Annotated in this window: 13 protein-coding genes; 4 read left to right on the plus strand and 9 right to left on the minus strand. The window is 63.8% G+C overall.

Annotation, left to right across the window (positions count from 1 at the left end):
- Positions 1-229 precede the first annotated feature (229 nt).
- The gene (locus RM2_RS14290) at positions 230-460 is read left to right on the plus strand and encodes a hypothetical protein (protein ID WP_072690244.1); all 231 of its coding nucleotides are present in this window, start codon (positions 230-232) and stop codon (positions 458-460) included.
- A 974-nt stretch (positions 461-1,434) separates the two neighbouring features.
- Entirely contained in the window at positions 1,435-1,965 is a 531-nt protein-coding gene (locus tag RM2_RS14295) for an AMIN-like domain-containing (lipo)protein (RefSeq protein ID WP_245813938.1), read from the plus strand.
- A 705-nt stretch (positions 1,966-2,670) separates the two neighbouring features.
- On the opposite strand, the gene RM2_RS14310 is transcribed toward RM2_RS14295, so the two are convergent.
- From RM2_RS14310 to RM2_RS14345, 7 genes are all read right to left on the minus strand, one after another.
- On the minus strand, positions 2,671-3,174 hold the full coding sequence (locus RM2_RS14310; protein WP_072690248.1) for a hypothetical protein: 504 nt from the start codon (positions 3,172-3,174) through the stop codon (positions 2,671-2,673).
- Positions 3,175-3,212: 38 nt separating this feature from the next.
- Complete coding sequence (locus RM2_RS14315; protein WP_072690324.1) at positions 3,213-4,484, minus strand: PucR family transcriptional regulator; 1,272 nt, start codon at positions 4,482-4,484, stop codon at positions 3,213-3,215.
- A gap of 38 nt (positions 4,485-4,522) precedes the next feature.
- Positions 4,523-5,956, minus strand: coding sequence for a phytoene desaturase family protein (locus tag RM2_RS14320; RefSeq protein WP_072690249.1), 1,434 nt, complete (start codon positions 5,954-5,956; stop codon positions 4,523-4,525).
- Complete coding sequence (locus RM2_RS14325; protein WP_072690250.1) at positions 5,953-7,794, minus strand: DUF3556 domain-containing protein; 1,842 nt, start codon at positions 7,792-7,794, stop codon at positions 5,953-5,955. The genes RM2_RS14320 and RM2_RS14325 overlap by 4 nt, the downstream gene beginning before the upstream one ends.
- A 67-nt stretch (positions 7,795-7,861) precedes the next feature.
- Positions 7,862-9,334, minus strand: coding sequence for a class I adenylate-forming enzyme family protein (locus RM2_RS14330; RefSeq protein WP_072690251.1), 1,473 nt, complete (start codon positions 9,332-9,334; stop codon positions 7,862-7,864).
- 399 nt (positions 9,335-9,733) lie between these two features.
- Positions 9,734-9,850 carry a DUF2510 domain-containing protein gene (locus RM2_RS25935; RefSeq protein WP_084721805.1) on the minus strand — a complete coding sequence of 39 codons (117 nt, stop codon included), beginning with the start codon at positions 9,848-9,850 and terminating at the stop codon, positions 9,734-9,736.
- Between the two features lie 229 nt (positions 9,851-10,079).
- Positions 10,080-10,874: an LLM class F420-dependent oxidoreductase gene (locus RM2_RS14345; RefSeq protein WP_072690252.1), complete on the minus strand. Its 795-nt coding sequence runs from the start codon at positions 10,872-10,874 to the stop codon at positions 10,080-10,082.
- A gap of 189 nt (positions 10,875-11,063) precedes the next feature.
- Between RM2_RS14345 and RM2_RS14350 the strand changes: the two genes are divergently transcribed.
- Positions 11,064-11,543 carry a nitroreductase family deazaflavin-dependent oxidoreductase gene (locus RM2_RS14350; RefSeq protein WP_072690325.1) on the plus strand — a complete coding sequence of 160 codons (480 nt, stop codon included), beginning with the start codon at positions 11,064-11,066 and terminating at the stop codon, positions 11,541-11,543.
- Positions 11,544-11,624: 81 nt separating this feature from the next.
- Here RM2_RS14350 and RM2_RS14355 read toward each other — a convergent pair whose 3' ends face one another.
- Together RM2_RS14355 and RM2_RS14360 are read right to left on the minus strand one after the other, a co-directional pair.
- Positions 11,625-12,149 carry a TIGR04338 family metallohydrolase gene (locus RM2_RS14355; protein ID WP_072690253.1) on the minus strand — a complete coding sequence of 175 codons (525 nt, stop codon included), beginning with the start codon at positions 12,147-12,149 and terminating at the stop codon, positions 11,625-11,627.
- Positions 12,146-12,964 carry a DUF2786 domain-containing protein gene (locus RM2_RS14360; protein WP_072690254.1) on the minus strand — a complete coding sequence of 273 codons (819 nt, stop codon included), beginning with the start codon at positions 12,962-12,964 and terminating at the stop codon, positions 12,146-12,148. Before RM2_RS14360 ends, RM2_RS14355 begins: the two co-directional genes overlap by 4 nt.
- Positions 12,965-13,123: 159 nt before the next feature.
- On the opposite strand from RM2_RS14360, the gene RM2_RS14365 reads away from it, so the two are divergent.
- A complete protein-coding gene (locus RM2_RS14365; protein WP_072690255.1) occupies positions 13,124-14,197 on the plus strand; it encodes an ABC transporter ATP-binding protein in 1,074 nt (357 codons plus the stop codon).
- Positions 14,198-14,348: the final 151 nt, after the last annotated feature.

Raw genomic sequence — 14,348 nt, forward strand, 5'->3', positions numbered from 1 at the left:
GAACTCCCGTCACTCGAGCACGATGACAGGGTCAGCGCCAGCACGGCGGTGAGCAGCAGTGCAACCAGCACACGGACCTTCACTCCGACGGAAGACAGCATAGTGAGAAGCCTAACCCGGGGCGTCCGGTTCGACCGAGGATCCCACGCGCGACGCGGGTCACTCCCACCCGTCGGCGATACGGGCGAACGGAGGTCATTGTTTGTCATACAGACAAGAAGGAGGCGTCATGGTGCCGCTGTCCGGACGTCCCGCCGCGGCGGGAGCCCACCCCAAACAGGTGACCTATTACCGCGGCTCCAACGAGTGTCTCTTCATCACCGAAACCCTCCGCACCCTCCACTTCTCCGACGAAGACGCGCTGATCCGCACGTTGATGCGCACCGGTCGGCAACTGCGTGCCGGAATCGGCGTGGTTCCGGAAGACGTTCTGGCCGAGATCTTCGGCCTTGTGACCTAAAAGAACGCCACCCGAAAGAGTTCGGCCAGTCGCTCGGGGAGGCCGTCGCTCTCATGACTACTTCCTCCGGAAGCGTGACCCAGACCCACTCTCCACCATCGCTCGTGGGACGCTCAGCCGTTGGCACTGTCTGGTTTCGCCGGGTTGGCGACGGTGGGCGGTGTGGTGAATGGGTTGGCGATTCCGCACCGTCGGTCGCCTTCCGCGCCTTGGGCGTTTCGCCACTGCGGATCGCTGCACTTGCTCTCGAGGTTATCGGGGTCGGCAGGGTTAGAGGCAGTGGGCGACCAAGGAGGAGGTTCATGAGCTGTTTCAGAGTGACCGTCCTCGGTCGATCTCACGGGAGAAACAGGAACGCTGGGAGTCGTACTTGGGGTGCTCGGGGTGGCGGTCAACGACGACTGGTGGAGGGTGGGTTCGGAGCTGTGCTCACTTGAAGAGCCGGCTCCGCCGCATCCCGTCATCAGCAATGCCATCGTCGAGATGAGTGTTGCACCAACAGCACACGACAATCTCACAAGTGGTACTCCGATTCGTTCTATGTGATTGGGACATGGGATAGTCGTCTGTTTGGTCCGCTTTGTTACAGAAGGTGAGGGAGATGGTTCGGTACCGGTCTGGCACGCGAAGCGTCGCCCGAGCCGCCTCTACGGCGACAGCTCCTGCCGATCATGGCCGGCAAACCGGGCTCGGTGCGGGCGGTCCCGCCTGGCCGCCCCCGTGCGGAGTGGATTCTGTAACGCAGCCTCACTGTGTGCCGATCTTCAAACGACCGTGGCTGCGTTGCACACGAGCTGAACAATCCGCGCAACTGCTATTTCTATTATGGAAGGTTCACCTTGCGAAACCGACTCAGCACGATAGCTGCCGGGCTGACCTGTGCAACAGTTGTATTCACTGCCACAGGATGCGGGAGCACTGACACCCAGTCGGCACAGAACACCTCGAGTACGTCGGACGCCCCGAATACGACCGTGACCGCAGACGGTTCGATGACCACCTCCGTCACCGCAGCGCCCGAATCAACTCCCGCAGACGTAGGCGCGACAGAATGGGATTCGAACTCGACACTCCCGACCGATACCGCCCCCCAATCGTCGCTGCCCTCCGCGTCGGCGGATCTGACGCTGACCGACGTCCGGGTCGGCCGGCATCCGGGCTTCGATCGCGTGGTCTACGAGTTCACCGGTACCGGGACACCTGGTTGGCGTGCCCGCTACGTCGACAGTGCCACACAGGACAACTGTAATAAGCCCATCTCTGTGACAGGAAACGGGATCATACAGATCTACATCAACCGAATCACGTTTCCCTACGACAACTCTGGAGTCAGATCATTTTCCCCGGTTCCGGGCACAGGGAGCGTTGTGACCGAAGTCCGGGAAGGGGTCAGCTGGTCCGAGGGTGACATGCAGTCGTTCATCGGTACTGCTCGTTCCCAACGCCCGTTCACCGTCTTCACCCTCAGCGGGCCCACCCGCGTAGTCGTCGACATCGCTACCTGAAACCAGTGCGTGAGACCACTGGCCGAACAGTTTTCGGCAGCCGGTGAAATCCAAGAACGTGCTTCAATGTGATTGCACGATCAGTCGACCAGCACGAGGTGTGGACCTACCGCGCCTTGTGTGCACACACCACCTTGTCGATGCTCGCCCCGGCTTAGCACGCAGGTACCAAAACCCAAGCGATGAACGGGAAACTGAAATCGAAGACCAGGACAGAATCGGCTTCACGGTATCCGAGATCCTCCACCTGCTCGTGTATCTGATCCTTCGACACGCGCATCCCGAGGCGCATGTCTGGTCCTTGTCGCGGTGGCTACGACACCCGGAAGCCGCCTGATTCACCACACCGACTCCGGCAGCCCGATGCACGTTGACTGTCTTGACGGAACCCCTTGTGCTGGAATAGATCGTAGCGTCAATCGGAAGTGTCTGCGGAGCTTCCCCTGGGGGCTGCGGCGGTGAGCCCGACGGTGTCAGGGAGACAGGCCGCCTGCACATCCTGTCGGAACTCTCGGGTGGTAAGTTCAGTATCGACGGCCGCGTCGATACGCTGGCCTTCGTCGAAGAAAGTTAGTCGGCGCCAAAACATCAGCGGCTGCGGCGCCAGGTGAACAACGCAGAGCTTCAGCATGTTTGATCAATGAGTATTGCCCCTCACCGCAGCTGGTGGCTGATGTGAGGGGCAATACTCATCTCGATTGTGCGCTACTTCACCCTGGCGATGCCGATGCCCGGCCCGCCGCCAGGAAGTTGGACGAGCGGGCTATTGGTGAACGTGTAGGGCGTGAGATCCCACGTGGTGAAGGGCCCGGTAATGTTTTCTTTGGTAACCACGCGCGGATTCACTCGCATCGTGTCAACGGAGTCAGGGTTGTCGAAGAAGGTGTCCGGTGCCTCTGTTCCTACCGTTTCGAATTTCGCCGTGGGCGAGCTCAACGCATTTATGTCGTACACACGACGGTACTCGATCATCTGAAAGTCAGGGGTTTTGTACGTGCCACGGTACGTGTGTTCTGCCACCGCTTCGTAGATCGGGAATCCCGCGTTGTGGGCCGCGATCAGTGCTTGGACGGTCATCCCCTCTGGGGCCGCGATGTCGCCCACTGCAGCACCGGCTGCGAAGGCGGTGATCGGGGCCAATGGGTCCTGACTCGGTGCGGCGGACGCCGGAATCGCTGTGCCGACAACGGTAGCCGCGGATAGTGCCACTGAGGGTTCTTTATCAGAATTCGGCGAGTCCCTTGCTTCTAGCGCAACACCGTCGGTCCCAGGAACTCGCAGACCTGAAGAGCAAGGGCCAGATCGAGTTTGCTGCGCCCCGCGACTCCGGTGCTCGGGTCGCCGAGTGCCTTGGTGACGCGGTACTTGACGGTGTTGCGGTGCAGATTCATTTGCTGGGCGGTGTGCAGGTGGCTCTCGCCGTTCGCGAAGTAGGTGCCCAGGGTTGTCCGCAAAGTGGCGGCCTGATCGGTGTTTTCGGCGAGTGGGCCGAGGACTTCCCACACCCACGCCCGGGTGGAGTCGAGATTTTCGGCGAGTAGTGACACCACGGCGACGCCGCGATCGCCGAAGCTGACCATCGGCCGGGCCGGTGTGTTGGGGACTGTGGCGACGGAGTAGGCGGCGAGAGCCTGTTCGTGCGAACGCCGGAACCCCGCAACCCCGGGCGAGGGTAGGCCGATCGCAGTCCGTATCCGCGCGTTCGAGGGCAGTGCGGCTGAGAGTTCGGCGGTGTCGATGAGGGGCTGGCGGCGCCCGAATGGGAGCCAGGCCCACAGGGTTCGGCGATCGATGGCGGTGACGATGGGAGCAGAATCCGTCGTGAGGTGGCGGGCGATGCCGCGCACGTAGTGGTCGAGCGAGTTGAGGCCCGCCTCGTCGTCTGATCCGGTCGACCACAGAATCATCGCGACATGGGTCTGGTCGAGTCGGTAGTGCGTCTCGGCCTCGAAAGCGGACCCGTCGCTCCCCGTCCCGTTGAGGAGGGTGTGGATGATGGACGAGTGGACGTTGCCGCGCGCACCGAGCCACCGTCGTCGTTCCTGCTCGTACGCACCGAATACGTATAGCGTGATCCAGTCGATGTAGCTGTACATCACCTCCGACATGTGTTTGAGCACAGCCAATGTCAGCGGTCCCGGCAGACCCAGCGTGCCGACCTCGTCGTAGCAGATCTTCATCAGGTCGTCCTGGCCCATGTAGTAGGCGCGCACCAGCGAGTTCGACGACACGTCACGTTGGGCCAACCGCAGCGCGTACTCCACGGCCGCCGTCGTCGGTTGCAGATGGTCGACGGGAATATCGTTCGCCAGGACGTGGATGATCGTCGAGATGTTGCCCTGCACGCTGGCTTCGAGCAGTTCCATCAGCTGCGGGTCTTCGTCGAGTTGGTCGATCTCATGCGCGAGTAGCGCAGTCATAGCGCGGGTGATCTCCGCCTGCCGTGCGTCGAGTCTTCGAGCTATGCCGGCGACGATGTCGAGGACTTCGGTCGCCGCCATCGTGGGCGCCTTGGACATCCTGCGCCTCGCACCGGCCTGGCGGTCGCCGGCACTGCTCACGTTGCATCTCCTCCGCCCCGTCGCAGATAACGCAGGGCGGATTGCGCTGCGTTGTACCCGCACATCCCGTGCGCCCCGGCGCCGGGCGGTGTCGACGCCGAGCACAGATACGTGCCCGGCACGCCGGTGCTGTATGGGTCGAGGGCAATGCGCGGGCGTAGCACCACCTGCGTCTCGTTGTTGGCGCCTCCGATGATGTCTCCGCCGACATGGTTGGGGTTGAATTCGGCCAGCCCGGCTGGACCGGTGCTGGTGGTTGCGACGATACGATCCCGGAAACCGGGCGCGAACCGTTCGATCTGCGCGGTGATCGCCTCCGTAGCGTCGCCCGTATAGCCGTGTGGGACATGCGCGTACGCGTACAGCGGATGCAGATCCCCCTTCGATCGAGTGGGATCGGCCACGTATTGCTGGCCGAGCAGCACGTACGGCCGCTGCGGCATCCGTCCTGCGGTGACCTCCCGTTCGGCGTGCGCGATCTCGGCGAAGGTGCCCCCGAGATGCACGGTGCCCGCGCGACCGCACGCGGGATCGGTCCAGGGCACCCCACCATCGACGGCGAAGTCGACCTTGAATGCGCCGGGCGCGTGCTTGAATCGTCGGTAAGCACGCGCGACCCTGTCGGGCAGTCGATCGCCCAGTATGCCGAGCGCGGCGGACGGTGCGACGTCGAGCAGGACCACGTCCGCTGCCGGGATGTCGCCCCAGGTGCGGACCCGTGCACCCGTGGTGATCTTGCCACCGCGATCCGCCAGCACGGTCGCCAGCGCGGTGGTGATCGACTGTGAACCACCCTCCGCGACAGGCCAGCCGTAGCGGTGACCCGCAGCGATGATCATCAAACCGACAGCGGAGGTCGCGGGACGATCGAGACGGTAATAGGCGTGCGCGGCGACACCACCGAACAGTGCGCGTCCCCGCTCGGTGCGCCACCAGCGGGCGGTGACGGTAGCCGGCAGCAATGCGCGGGGCCCGAAGCTAGCCAGCCGGATCGGGTGCCGGGGCACATTCGCGATCGGACGCATCAGGTCGGATGCCAGATCATCGAATCCGTCGGCGAGGCCCCCGAACATGCGCTGCCAGCGTGCGCCGTCCTCGCCGAGACCGGCGGCGGTCGCGGCGACCGACCGGTGGAGTAACCCGGCGTCGCCCGAGTCGAGGGGGTGGGCGCAGTCGATCTCCGGCCACTTCCAGGTCAACCCGTATCGCTCTAGGTCGAGTGTCTGCAGGTACGGCGATCCAGCCCCCATCGGGTGGAACGCCGAACAGTGATCGTGCAGGAGGCCGGGGACGGTGAGTTCGCCCGACCGGGTACCGCCGCCGATGGTGTCGGCGGCCTCGAGGACCTGGACCTCGACCCCCTGGCGAGCCAGGTGGACTGCGGCAGCGAGCCCGTTCGGCCCGCTGCCGACCACGACAGCCTTGGTCACGAGTGCACCCCGCTGCTGTCACCGCTGTCACGCATCTTCGGCTCCTCGATCGGGTCCGGGTCGATGAGTGCCCGGTTCGCATCCACCTCCAGTGTCCACCGCACGTCGAACGGGATGGGTCCGTTCGGCAACCACGGCTGCTCGTTGATCGCGTCGGCCACCTTGTAGGTTCCCCGTTCGATGACACCGAGCGCGGCGTCGATCACTTTATATTCCTGAACGCCCTTGTGGATGGGCTGCGACTCGATCCAGGCGACGAGGAACTCACCCGGTGCAAAGTTGCACCGCCTCTGGATCGCGGCGATCAGGTGCTCGTTGTGCAGGTGTCCGTCACCGAAGTTGAAGGCGATCAGAGAATTGCAGCTGAACTCGGCTTCCCGCAACGTGTAGGTGTCGATGTCCTCTCCGAGATGGTTCATCATCAGTGAGAAAAGGGCGCGTCCCTGGCTGTGCATCGACCGGAATCCGAGCAGTTGGTGCATCACCACGTCCGCCTCCTCCGGCGAGTAGGTGCCGAGCAGTTGGGTGCGGGTGATCTTGGCAGGACGGGAGATGAACTGGTCGAGTTTCTCCTCGGTGCCCGGCGCGAAAGCCCACGTAGCCGAAGACCAGTTGCCCGCGTACTGACGCATTGACGGCAGAAAGGACACCAGGTCGGGCCGCAGGTTGCCCAGGATGGGAAAGAACAGCAGTGCGGCGACGATTACCGCGAGCAGCCACACCGACGACATGTCCGCGACGCCGTAGCCTTCCCATGCCGGGAATCCGGCGAACAGGAACACCGATGCGAAGGCGAACAGCAGATTCCACTCCAGCGGCACCGCCAGCGGGAACGTGGACAGGATGAACAGGTGAAATGCGACCATCAGCACCACGGTCACCAGGGTCAGCGTGCGGTTGGTGGAGAACAGCAGCACCAGTGGGGCAACCACCTCGACGAGCGTCCCAAGCACGTGGGCGACGCCACCGCCGACGATGGATGGACGCAGGTCCTCGGGGTAGTTGCGGTAGTGCGCGCGCTTGATCGCCTTGGACGGCATCCACGGGGTGTTGCTGATCATCGGTGGCACCACCATGGAGAAGTGGTGACCGAGCTTCGAGACGCCGGCGCCGACCCACACCACTACGATCAGAAGCTTGAGCGCGATGATCATGTCCACGAACGACAAGGTCGCGAAGAACACGATCGCAGGCAGGTACTGCTCGCTGCGCGCGGCGAGGAAGATGACCTTGTCGCGCAGGCCGATGATCACCAGCAGTGCAATGAGGGGGAACAGCACGGCGGGACGAACGAGGCCCGAATTGTCGGCGATCGCCGCGTCGATCGACGCGGTGTGCACGCCGGGAAGGGTGAGCGCGACGACGATGTTCACCAGCAGTGCGGCATACAGGACGACATCGAATTCGGTCCGCGTGTCACCGGAGGTCAGCGGCACCTTCCCCGGCCACGGCGGGAGCCGGATCGTGCCGGGGCGCAGCCAGTACAGGATGCCGCCGGTCATCGGCTTGAAGTGACCAGCCAGCGGACCCCACGATCCTGCGAGTCCGATTGATTCGAGCAGCACCGTCCACAGAATCAGCTTCTGATACACGATCGGCTCGTTCCACCATGCCCCGACGTCGAGAACGTTGTGGCCGGACGTGAAGGTCGCGATCGACAGTCCCACGCCGAGGTAGAGGACGAGCAGTTTCAAAATGTAGATGGTGTGCACCATCTTCGGTGTTCCGAAACCGTAGTCGACCCAGTGCGTCGACGTCGCGCGAATGCGGTCGAGGAACGGACGGTCGAGAAAGGTGGCGGGGTCGACTTCGGGGGGGTTTCCCGTCTTGAATCCCATCGCGAGGCTCCTAGAGGTAGAGGGTGTCGCCTCGGGTGCGGGTCGAGGCGTGGGGTGAGTAGAGGTGTCAGCTCACCGGCTGCGGGCGGTGGCGGCTGCGCAGGCCGGGCTTGTCGATCTTGCCGACGGGGTTGCGCGGGAGTGCGTCGACGATGTGGATGGCCACTGGAAGTTTGACCTTCGTGAGTCGGCTGACCAGGTGTGCGGCGAGGTTGTCGCCGGTGACCTGGGCGTCCGGGTAGGCCACGACATACGCGACGGGCACTTCGCCGTACACCTCGTGCGGGGCGCCGATCACCGCCGCCTCGAGCACGCCGTCGTGGGTGGCGAGCGCGTTCTCGATTTCCTTGGGGTAGATGTTCTCTCCACCGCGGATGATCATGTCCTTGATGCGGTCGACGAGGGTGAGGTAGCCGTCCTCGTCGAGTTTTCCGACGTCGCCGGTGTGCAACCAGCCGTCGACGATGGTGCGTTCGGTTTCGTCTGGACGGCCGAGGTAGCCGCGCATGACGTTCGCGCCACGGATCACCACCTCGCCCGCGGTTCCCGCCGGCAGCGGTGACCCGGCCTCGTCCACGATCGCGAGAGTCTGTCCAGGAAGCGCCGGGCCGACGGTGCCCAGTTTGCGGACACCGTCCGGGGGATTGCACGCCGATGCGCAGGTACCTTCGGTCAGCCCGTAGCCCTCGACGATGACCAGACCGAAGCGTTGCTCGGCGCGGTCGAGGAGTTCCTTCGAGATCGGGGCGGCCCCGCAGACGGCGAAACGCAGCGAAGAAAGGTCGGACGTGGTGGCGTCCGGTTGCGAGGCCAGCAGCGCGTAGATGGTCGGGACGGCGGAGAAGTACGTCGGGCGCAGCCGGGCGACGTCGTCGAAGAACCGTGCAGGAGAAAAGCGTCCCGTGACGCTCAGTTGACCGCTGGTCAGCATCGGGGACAGAAAGCTGACGCAGATCGCGTTGACGTGGAACAGCGGCAGGATCAGCAGGCAGTGGTCCTCGGGGGTCAACGACAAGTGCTGTGCCATCGAGGAGCTCATGAACTGCAGGTTGTCGTGGGAGAGCATGACGCCCTTAGGTCGTCCGGTGGACCCCGACGTGTAGATCAGAAGCGCCAGGTCGTCGCCCCCGGGGGTGCCGTTCGGCGTCCAGCCGGCCCTGGAGGTGCTCGCCATCTCGTCGACCGCGATGGTCGGCCGCCCCGCCGAGGGTGCATCGGATCCCTCGTTGACGACGAGAACCGCTGCGGCGTCATCGATCTGGTACTCAGCCTCATTCGCGGTGAACGTGGGGTTGACCGGCGTTGCGGCAGCACCGATCCGCCAAGACGCCATCAGTGCGACGAGGAGTTCTGCACGGTTGGGTAGCATGATCGCGACGACGTCACCGCGGCCGACGCCTTTCTCGGACAGCTGTGCGGCGAAGGCGTCGACCCGTTCGGCGAACTGCTGGTAGCTCAGATGGAGACGGTCGTCGCGCAGGCACGGCGCATCTCCGCGCTCCGAAGCAAGATCCCAAGCGAAATAGCCAATGTGCGACACGATTTCGTCTGCCTTTCGTCTGTTGTGTGATATCAGACACTATCGGCAGGCTTTGTGGTGTGAAACGGTCTCGGGGACTCGAGTTCGGCCGGTGCGTTGTCGGTTGAGCACAAACGGGGACGTCGGAGGGTTGACACCACGGCTCGGGGTGCCAGAAATGTGCCAATGCTTAGAAAATTTGCGGACGTCCAATCGAGGCATCCGGGCGCGCCCTCGAAATCGCCGGAATGGGCATCGGCGATATCGACCTCGCAGAGATCAGCGAGGTATTCGCTGTGCAGCTTCTCGATTCGGCACGTGAGCTGGAACATCGACCAGGACAAGCTCAGGGTGACCGGTTCGCTCTCGAGCTACGCCACCAGCAGAATTATCTCTCCGAACGGCACCACTTCGGGTCAACTAGCCAGCAGTCGTGCCGGTGCCGCGCGGTTGTATGCGATCAGTCCATTGCCGGCCGTCGTACCAGCGCACGAAGCGTGGGTCATTTACGCCGGGATACCACCCGGGGACAACCATCTGAACCGGGGACGTCTTGTTGCTCGATTTGCTGGCCTTCACAATCAGAAGCACAACGCCAACGATAATCGTGGATACGAACACGATGAAGGCCACTATGACCGAAAGTGCCACAGACTCGGAGCTCCCATGCGCGCAAGTATGAGCCAGGCAGCGCTATCCGCCAAACGACGCGCGCGCGAGCAAGGCGACTGCAAACACCGACACCAAAAACTGTCGTAACCAGTACTTAGGCCAGACCCGACAGAGGCGGCGGGGTGTTCTCGTCGCGCCAGGCAACGGCCCGTTTCAGCTCGGTGAGGTCGTAATCCGGCCCACTCGCATGGACGGTGAACAGTGTGACCCCGCCGTCGACATAGGTTGCCGCGTCGTCCACGCCCGGCCAAAGCGTCGAGTGCGCGATGCTTTCGGGGTTGCGTCCGCGGTCGGCGCACCGATCGGCGAGAATTCCGGCCTTGCGCGAGTACGTCTCGATGTCACTGAAGCTGTGCCAGATGTCGGCGTACTGCGCGACCAGCGGAAGCGTCTTCTTCTCGCCCGCACCGCCGATGAGGACCGGAATGTGACGAGTGGGCGCCGGTACGAGCTTGCCGAGCCGGGACGTGATGCGCGGGAGATACTCAACGAGCAGCTTCAGCCGTGATCCGGCGGTACCGAATTCGTACCCGTACTCGTCGTAGTCCCGCTCGAACCACCCCGATCCGATTCCCAGAATAAGCCGTCCACCACTGATGTGATCGACGGTGCGGGCCATATCGGCGAGGAGGTCCGGGTTCCGGTAGCCGACGCAACTGACGAGCGCGCCGATCTCCACTCTCTCCGTCTGTTCGGCGAACGCCCCGAGCATCGTCCAGCATTCGAAGTGCGCGCCTGCCGGATCGCCGAACAGCGGGTAGAAGTGGTCCCAGGTGAAGACGATATCGACGCCGGCGTCCTCGGCTCGGAGTACCGCGTCGCGGATGAGGCCGTAATCCGGCGCGTGTTGCGGCTGTATCTGGACACCGATACGAACTGGGCGAGTCATGCGGGCTCCTCCGATTGGTGCGGGGCACTGCGTCCGATTGGTGCGGGGCACTGCGCCGGGCTGGTGCGTGCAGATCGTCTTACGAATCCATCTTGCTCGCCCGACCTCGGGATGGCTACCACTCGTGCTCGGCGTGCCGAACTTTCGATCACGCCAGCGGCCGCGCGTCGGATCTGGAAAGCTGAGGGCATGAAGGTCACAGAAAGGCCTGGCCCGCCCACCGGCATCCGTCGGGCGTTCTTCCGTGCGCCGATCCACCACTATCGCTGGCATCTGGGGTTCCTGCTCGGTGGCAGATTCCTGCTCCTCGAGCACATCGGCCGCAAGTCGGGCAAGATCCGCCAGGTGGTGCTCGAGGTGGTCAACAGCGGCGCCACGTCGGACGGGTACGTCGTTGGGGTCGGCTTCGGACCCAAGGCCGACTGGTACCGGAACCTGTTGGTACAGAATGACGTAACGATTCAGGTGGGAAGTGACCGCCTTCTCGTGACGGCTGAGTTCCTCAGCCCGGACGAAGGTTCGGAGTTCATGGCACGGTACGGGGCCGAACACCCCAAAGTGGGCGTGCGGCTGTGTAAGATGATGGGTTTCGAGGTGGACGGCAGCGCCGACGATTTCAGGCAGGCGGGCCGGCAGATCCGTTTCGTCAGATTCCGCAATCGCAACTGAAACAGTCCTGCCTGAACGGGGCGAATGTACCTTCCGGCGCGGCCAATGCGCCGAAAGGTACATTCGCCCGGCTGATCAGTGTCAGTTCAGCCGCACCCCGCCCGCGAGGAGTGTCATCCTCAGGACGAACGCGGCTTCGGGCCCGATGATTTCGCAGACAAGGGTGAGGTAGCGGTCGACGAAACCCGGTCCGTGAGGTTCCACTGTCGGGTGGTCGGGGTCGGACGGGTCGAGGTGGTGAGCGATCTCGTGGAGCACCACGAGTTCGCGCAATGCCCAAGCCCTCCCGCCCTGATGCTCGGGAATTGCGATTGTGGCACAGTCACTTTCGTAGTGCGATGCCTTGTTGCCTGCTCTCGCGCGAACGCGAATCGGGGTTGCAGCCCTCGTCCACGTGGATCGGACCCAATTCAGGACGAGAACGCGGTCGACGTAATCCTGCACGGATTCGATGGACGCAAATTTTCGCTCCACCGGCAGCGTCACCTGCGACCCCATCACCTCGACGACGCGCAGTTCCCGCTCGTCCGCACGGTCGAACATGGTGCGTACCAAAGCTTCCGCGTCGTACACCGCGGCGCGTTGATTGTCGCGCAGGCCACTCACGACGGTAGCTGCTTCCTCGCCACCGACAACTCTGGTGTATTGCTCAACCGTGCCGTCCTCGCGGCTCGATCCCCGGCGCGCTGGGCGTCCGAGACGTGCCCGGCCGCTGCGCGCGCCCCGCGCCACGTGCCCCGAGCCTGTGAGTTCTCCCGGTAGTAGTCTTTCAATTCGAGTTGCTTGTCGCGCAGGGCGATCGCGGTCTCAGTCGACGATTCCGGTACCGACACGGCCTGCTTCTCGGTCTCGCTCTTGGAGTCGGCGAGGCGCTGCCCGATTCGCGCGGCGTAGGCGAGTTGGAAGTTCAGCCGCGCTGTCACCCCGGCGACGGGACGTCGTACCTCGGTTGCGACACGACGCCGTCCCCGTCTCTCGACCCGGGTGCGCACCGTCGTCTCGCTGCGGTACTCACCCGACCGGATGTAGGCGTCGGACGCCCGGACCATCTGGATCAGAAGGCTCGTGTACAGGGCTTCGCACACGTCGATGTCCCCGCCGAAGCCGTAGGCGTAGACGACGGCCGACGTCTGGGCGATGTCACATTGGACGTCGTTGGCGGCGGCAATCGCCAGAAAAAGCTTGGCGTACGTGCGTAGACCCTTCTTGCCCGGTTCGCCGATGCTGATCAGGCGCTGCGTCGGAGTGTCGCGCCTCTGCCCACCCGCCGCGTGTGCGCGCGCCACCGCGAGATCGATCGACGCGGCCGTGGCGAGCCGTTGCGCCGCGGCCATGAATGCGTCGCCCTCGTGCGAGTTGTCGGTGGATTCAGCCAGCCGGAGAAGCCCACCGATGCGGGTCAGCATCTTGTCCGAACTCACGCCGAGAGGCTACGCCCCGTGATCCACGGGCGGTAGTGGGCCTGGTTGGCGTCGAGTTCGTCGTCGATGTCCCACTCTCCCGGGTGGGTGCGAAAGTGTATGACCAGGTAAGTTCTGACGCACCTGCGCGATGCGTCGGGTAGAAGGGACTTCACGTTCATGGCCACAGTGACCTATGACGGTGCCACCTGCCTATTCCCAGGTTCGGACAAGCCGGCCGTCGAGAATCTCGATTTGCAGATCGAGGACGGTGAGTTCCTGGTGCTCGTCGGTCCCTCCGGATGCGGAAAATCGACGTCGCTTCGGATGCTGGCCGGACTAGAGGACGTCCACAGCGGGAGGATCCTGATCGGCGACCGCGACGTCACCGCGGAGGAACCCAAGCAGCGCGACATCGCGATGGTGTTCCAGAACTATGCGCTGTACCCACATATGTCGGTGGCCGAGAACATGGGCTTCGCGCTCAAGCTCGTGGGCATGAACAAGACCGACATTCGCGCGCGCGTCGCAGAGACCGCGAAACTCTTGGACCTCGAGCCGTACCTGGACCGCAAGCCCAAGGCGCTGTCCGGCGGTCAGCGGCAGCGGGTCGCGATGGGACGTGCGATTGTCCGCCAACCTCAGGTGTTCCTGATGGACGAGCCGCTGTCGAACCTCGACGCGAAGCTCCGCACGCAGACCCGCACCCAGATCGCGCAACTACAGCGTCGTCTCGATACCACCATGGTCTACGTGACGCACGATCAGATCGAGGCTATGACCATGGGTGATCGGGTGGCCGTGCTCGATCACGGGGTCCTGCAGCAGTGCGCGTCTCCGCGTGACCTCTACAGCGCGCCCGCCAACGTGTTCGTCGCGGGCTTCATGGGTTCTCCCTCGATGAACCTCTTCACTCTGCCGATCACGCCCGAGGGAGTTGTGCTCGGCGACGCGACCATCCCATTGCCGCGGCACTTCCTCTCCGGGACCGGTGAGCGTGAGGTGGTGGTCGGGATCCGGCCCGAACACCTCGAGCTTTCGAGCACTGGAATCCCGATGGAGGTCGGGGTGGTGGAAGAACTCGGATCCGACGCCTACATCTATGGCCGGAGCACCGTCAACGGTGAGACGCAGCAGCTGGTGGCTCGCACCGACTGGCGCGACCCGCCGCGCAAGGGAGACCTGGTGAAACTGCACGTAGACCCGGCCTGGGTGCATCTGTTCTCGGCCTCGACGGGAGATCGCCTGGTCTAGTTCCGAAGGAACGGTCGCGGTCCTTACCGATACAGGTCTGGGGTAATGCTGCCCTCGGACGGCGATTCATGCCACAGTATGTTCCGACATAGCCGGTTCTGTGATTTCCGGCACCGATATGGCTACATCCACATCCACCGACGGAGAGACT

The sequence above is a fragment of the Rhodococcus marinonascens NBRC 14363 genome (assembly GCF_001894885.1).
In the GTDB taxonomy this organism is placed as follows: Bacteria; Actinomycetota; Actinomycetes; order Mycobacteriales; family Mycobacteriaceae; genus Rhodococcus_F; species Rhodococcus_F marinonascens.

Excerpts from the sequence above, each read along its gene's own strand:
- RM2_RS14290 (WP_072690244.1), top strand. The coding sequence starts at position 230 with ATGGTGCCGCTGTCCGGACGTCCCGCCGCGGCGGGAGCCCACCCCAAA.
- RM2_RS14315 (WP_072690324.1), bottom strand. The coding sequence starts at position 4,484 with ATGTCCAAGGCGCCCACGATGGCGGCGACCGAAGTCCTCGACATCGTC.
- RM2_RS14325 (WP_072690250.1), bottom strand. The coding sequence starts at position 7,794 with ATGGGATTCAAGACGGGAAACCCCCCCGAAGTCGACCCCGCCACCTTT.
- RM2_RS25935 (WP_084721805.1), bottom strand. The coding sequence starts at position 9,850 with ATGGTTGTCCCCGGGTGGTATCCCGGCGTAAATGACCCACGCTTCGTG.
- RM2_RS14345 (WP_072690252.1), bottom strand. The coding sequence starts at position 10,874 with ATGACTCGCCCAGTTCGTATCGGTGTCCAGATACAGCCGCAACACGCG.
- RM2_RS14350 (WP_072690325.1), top strand. The coding sequence starts at position 11,064 with ATGAAGGTCACAGAAAGGCCTGGCCCGCCCACCGGCATCCGTCGGGCG.
- RM2_RS14365 (WP_072690255.1), top strand. The coding sequence starts at position 13,124 with ATGGCCACAGTGACCTATGACGGTGCCACCTGCCTATTCCCAGGTTCG.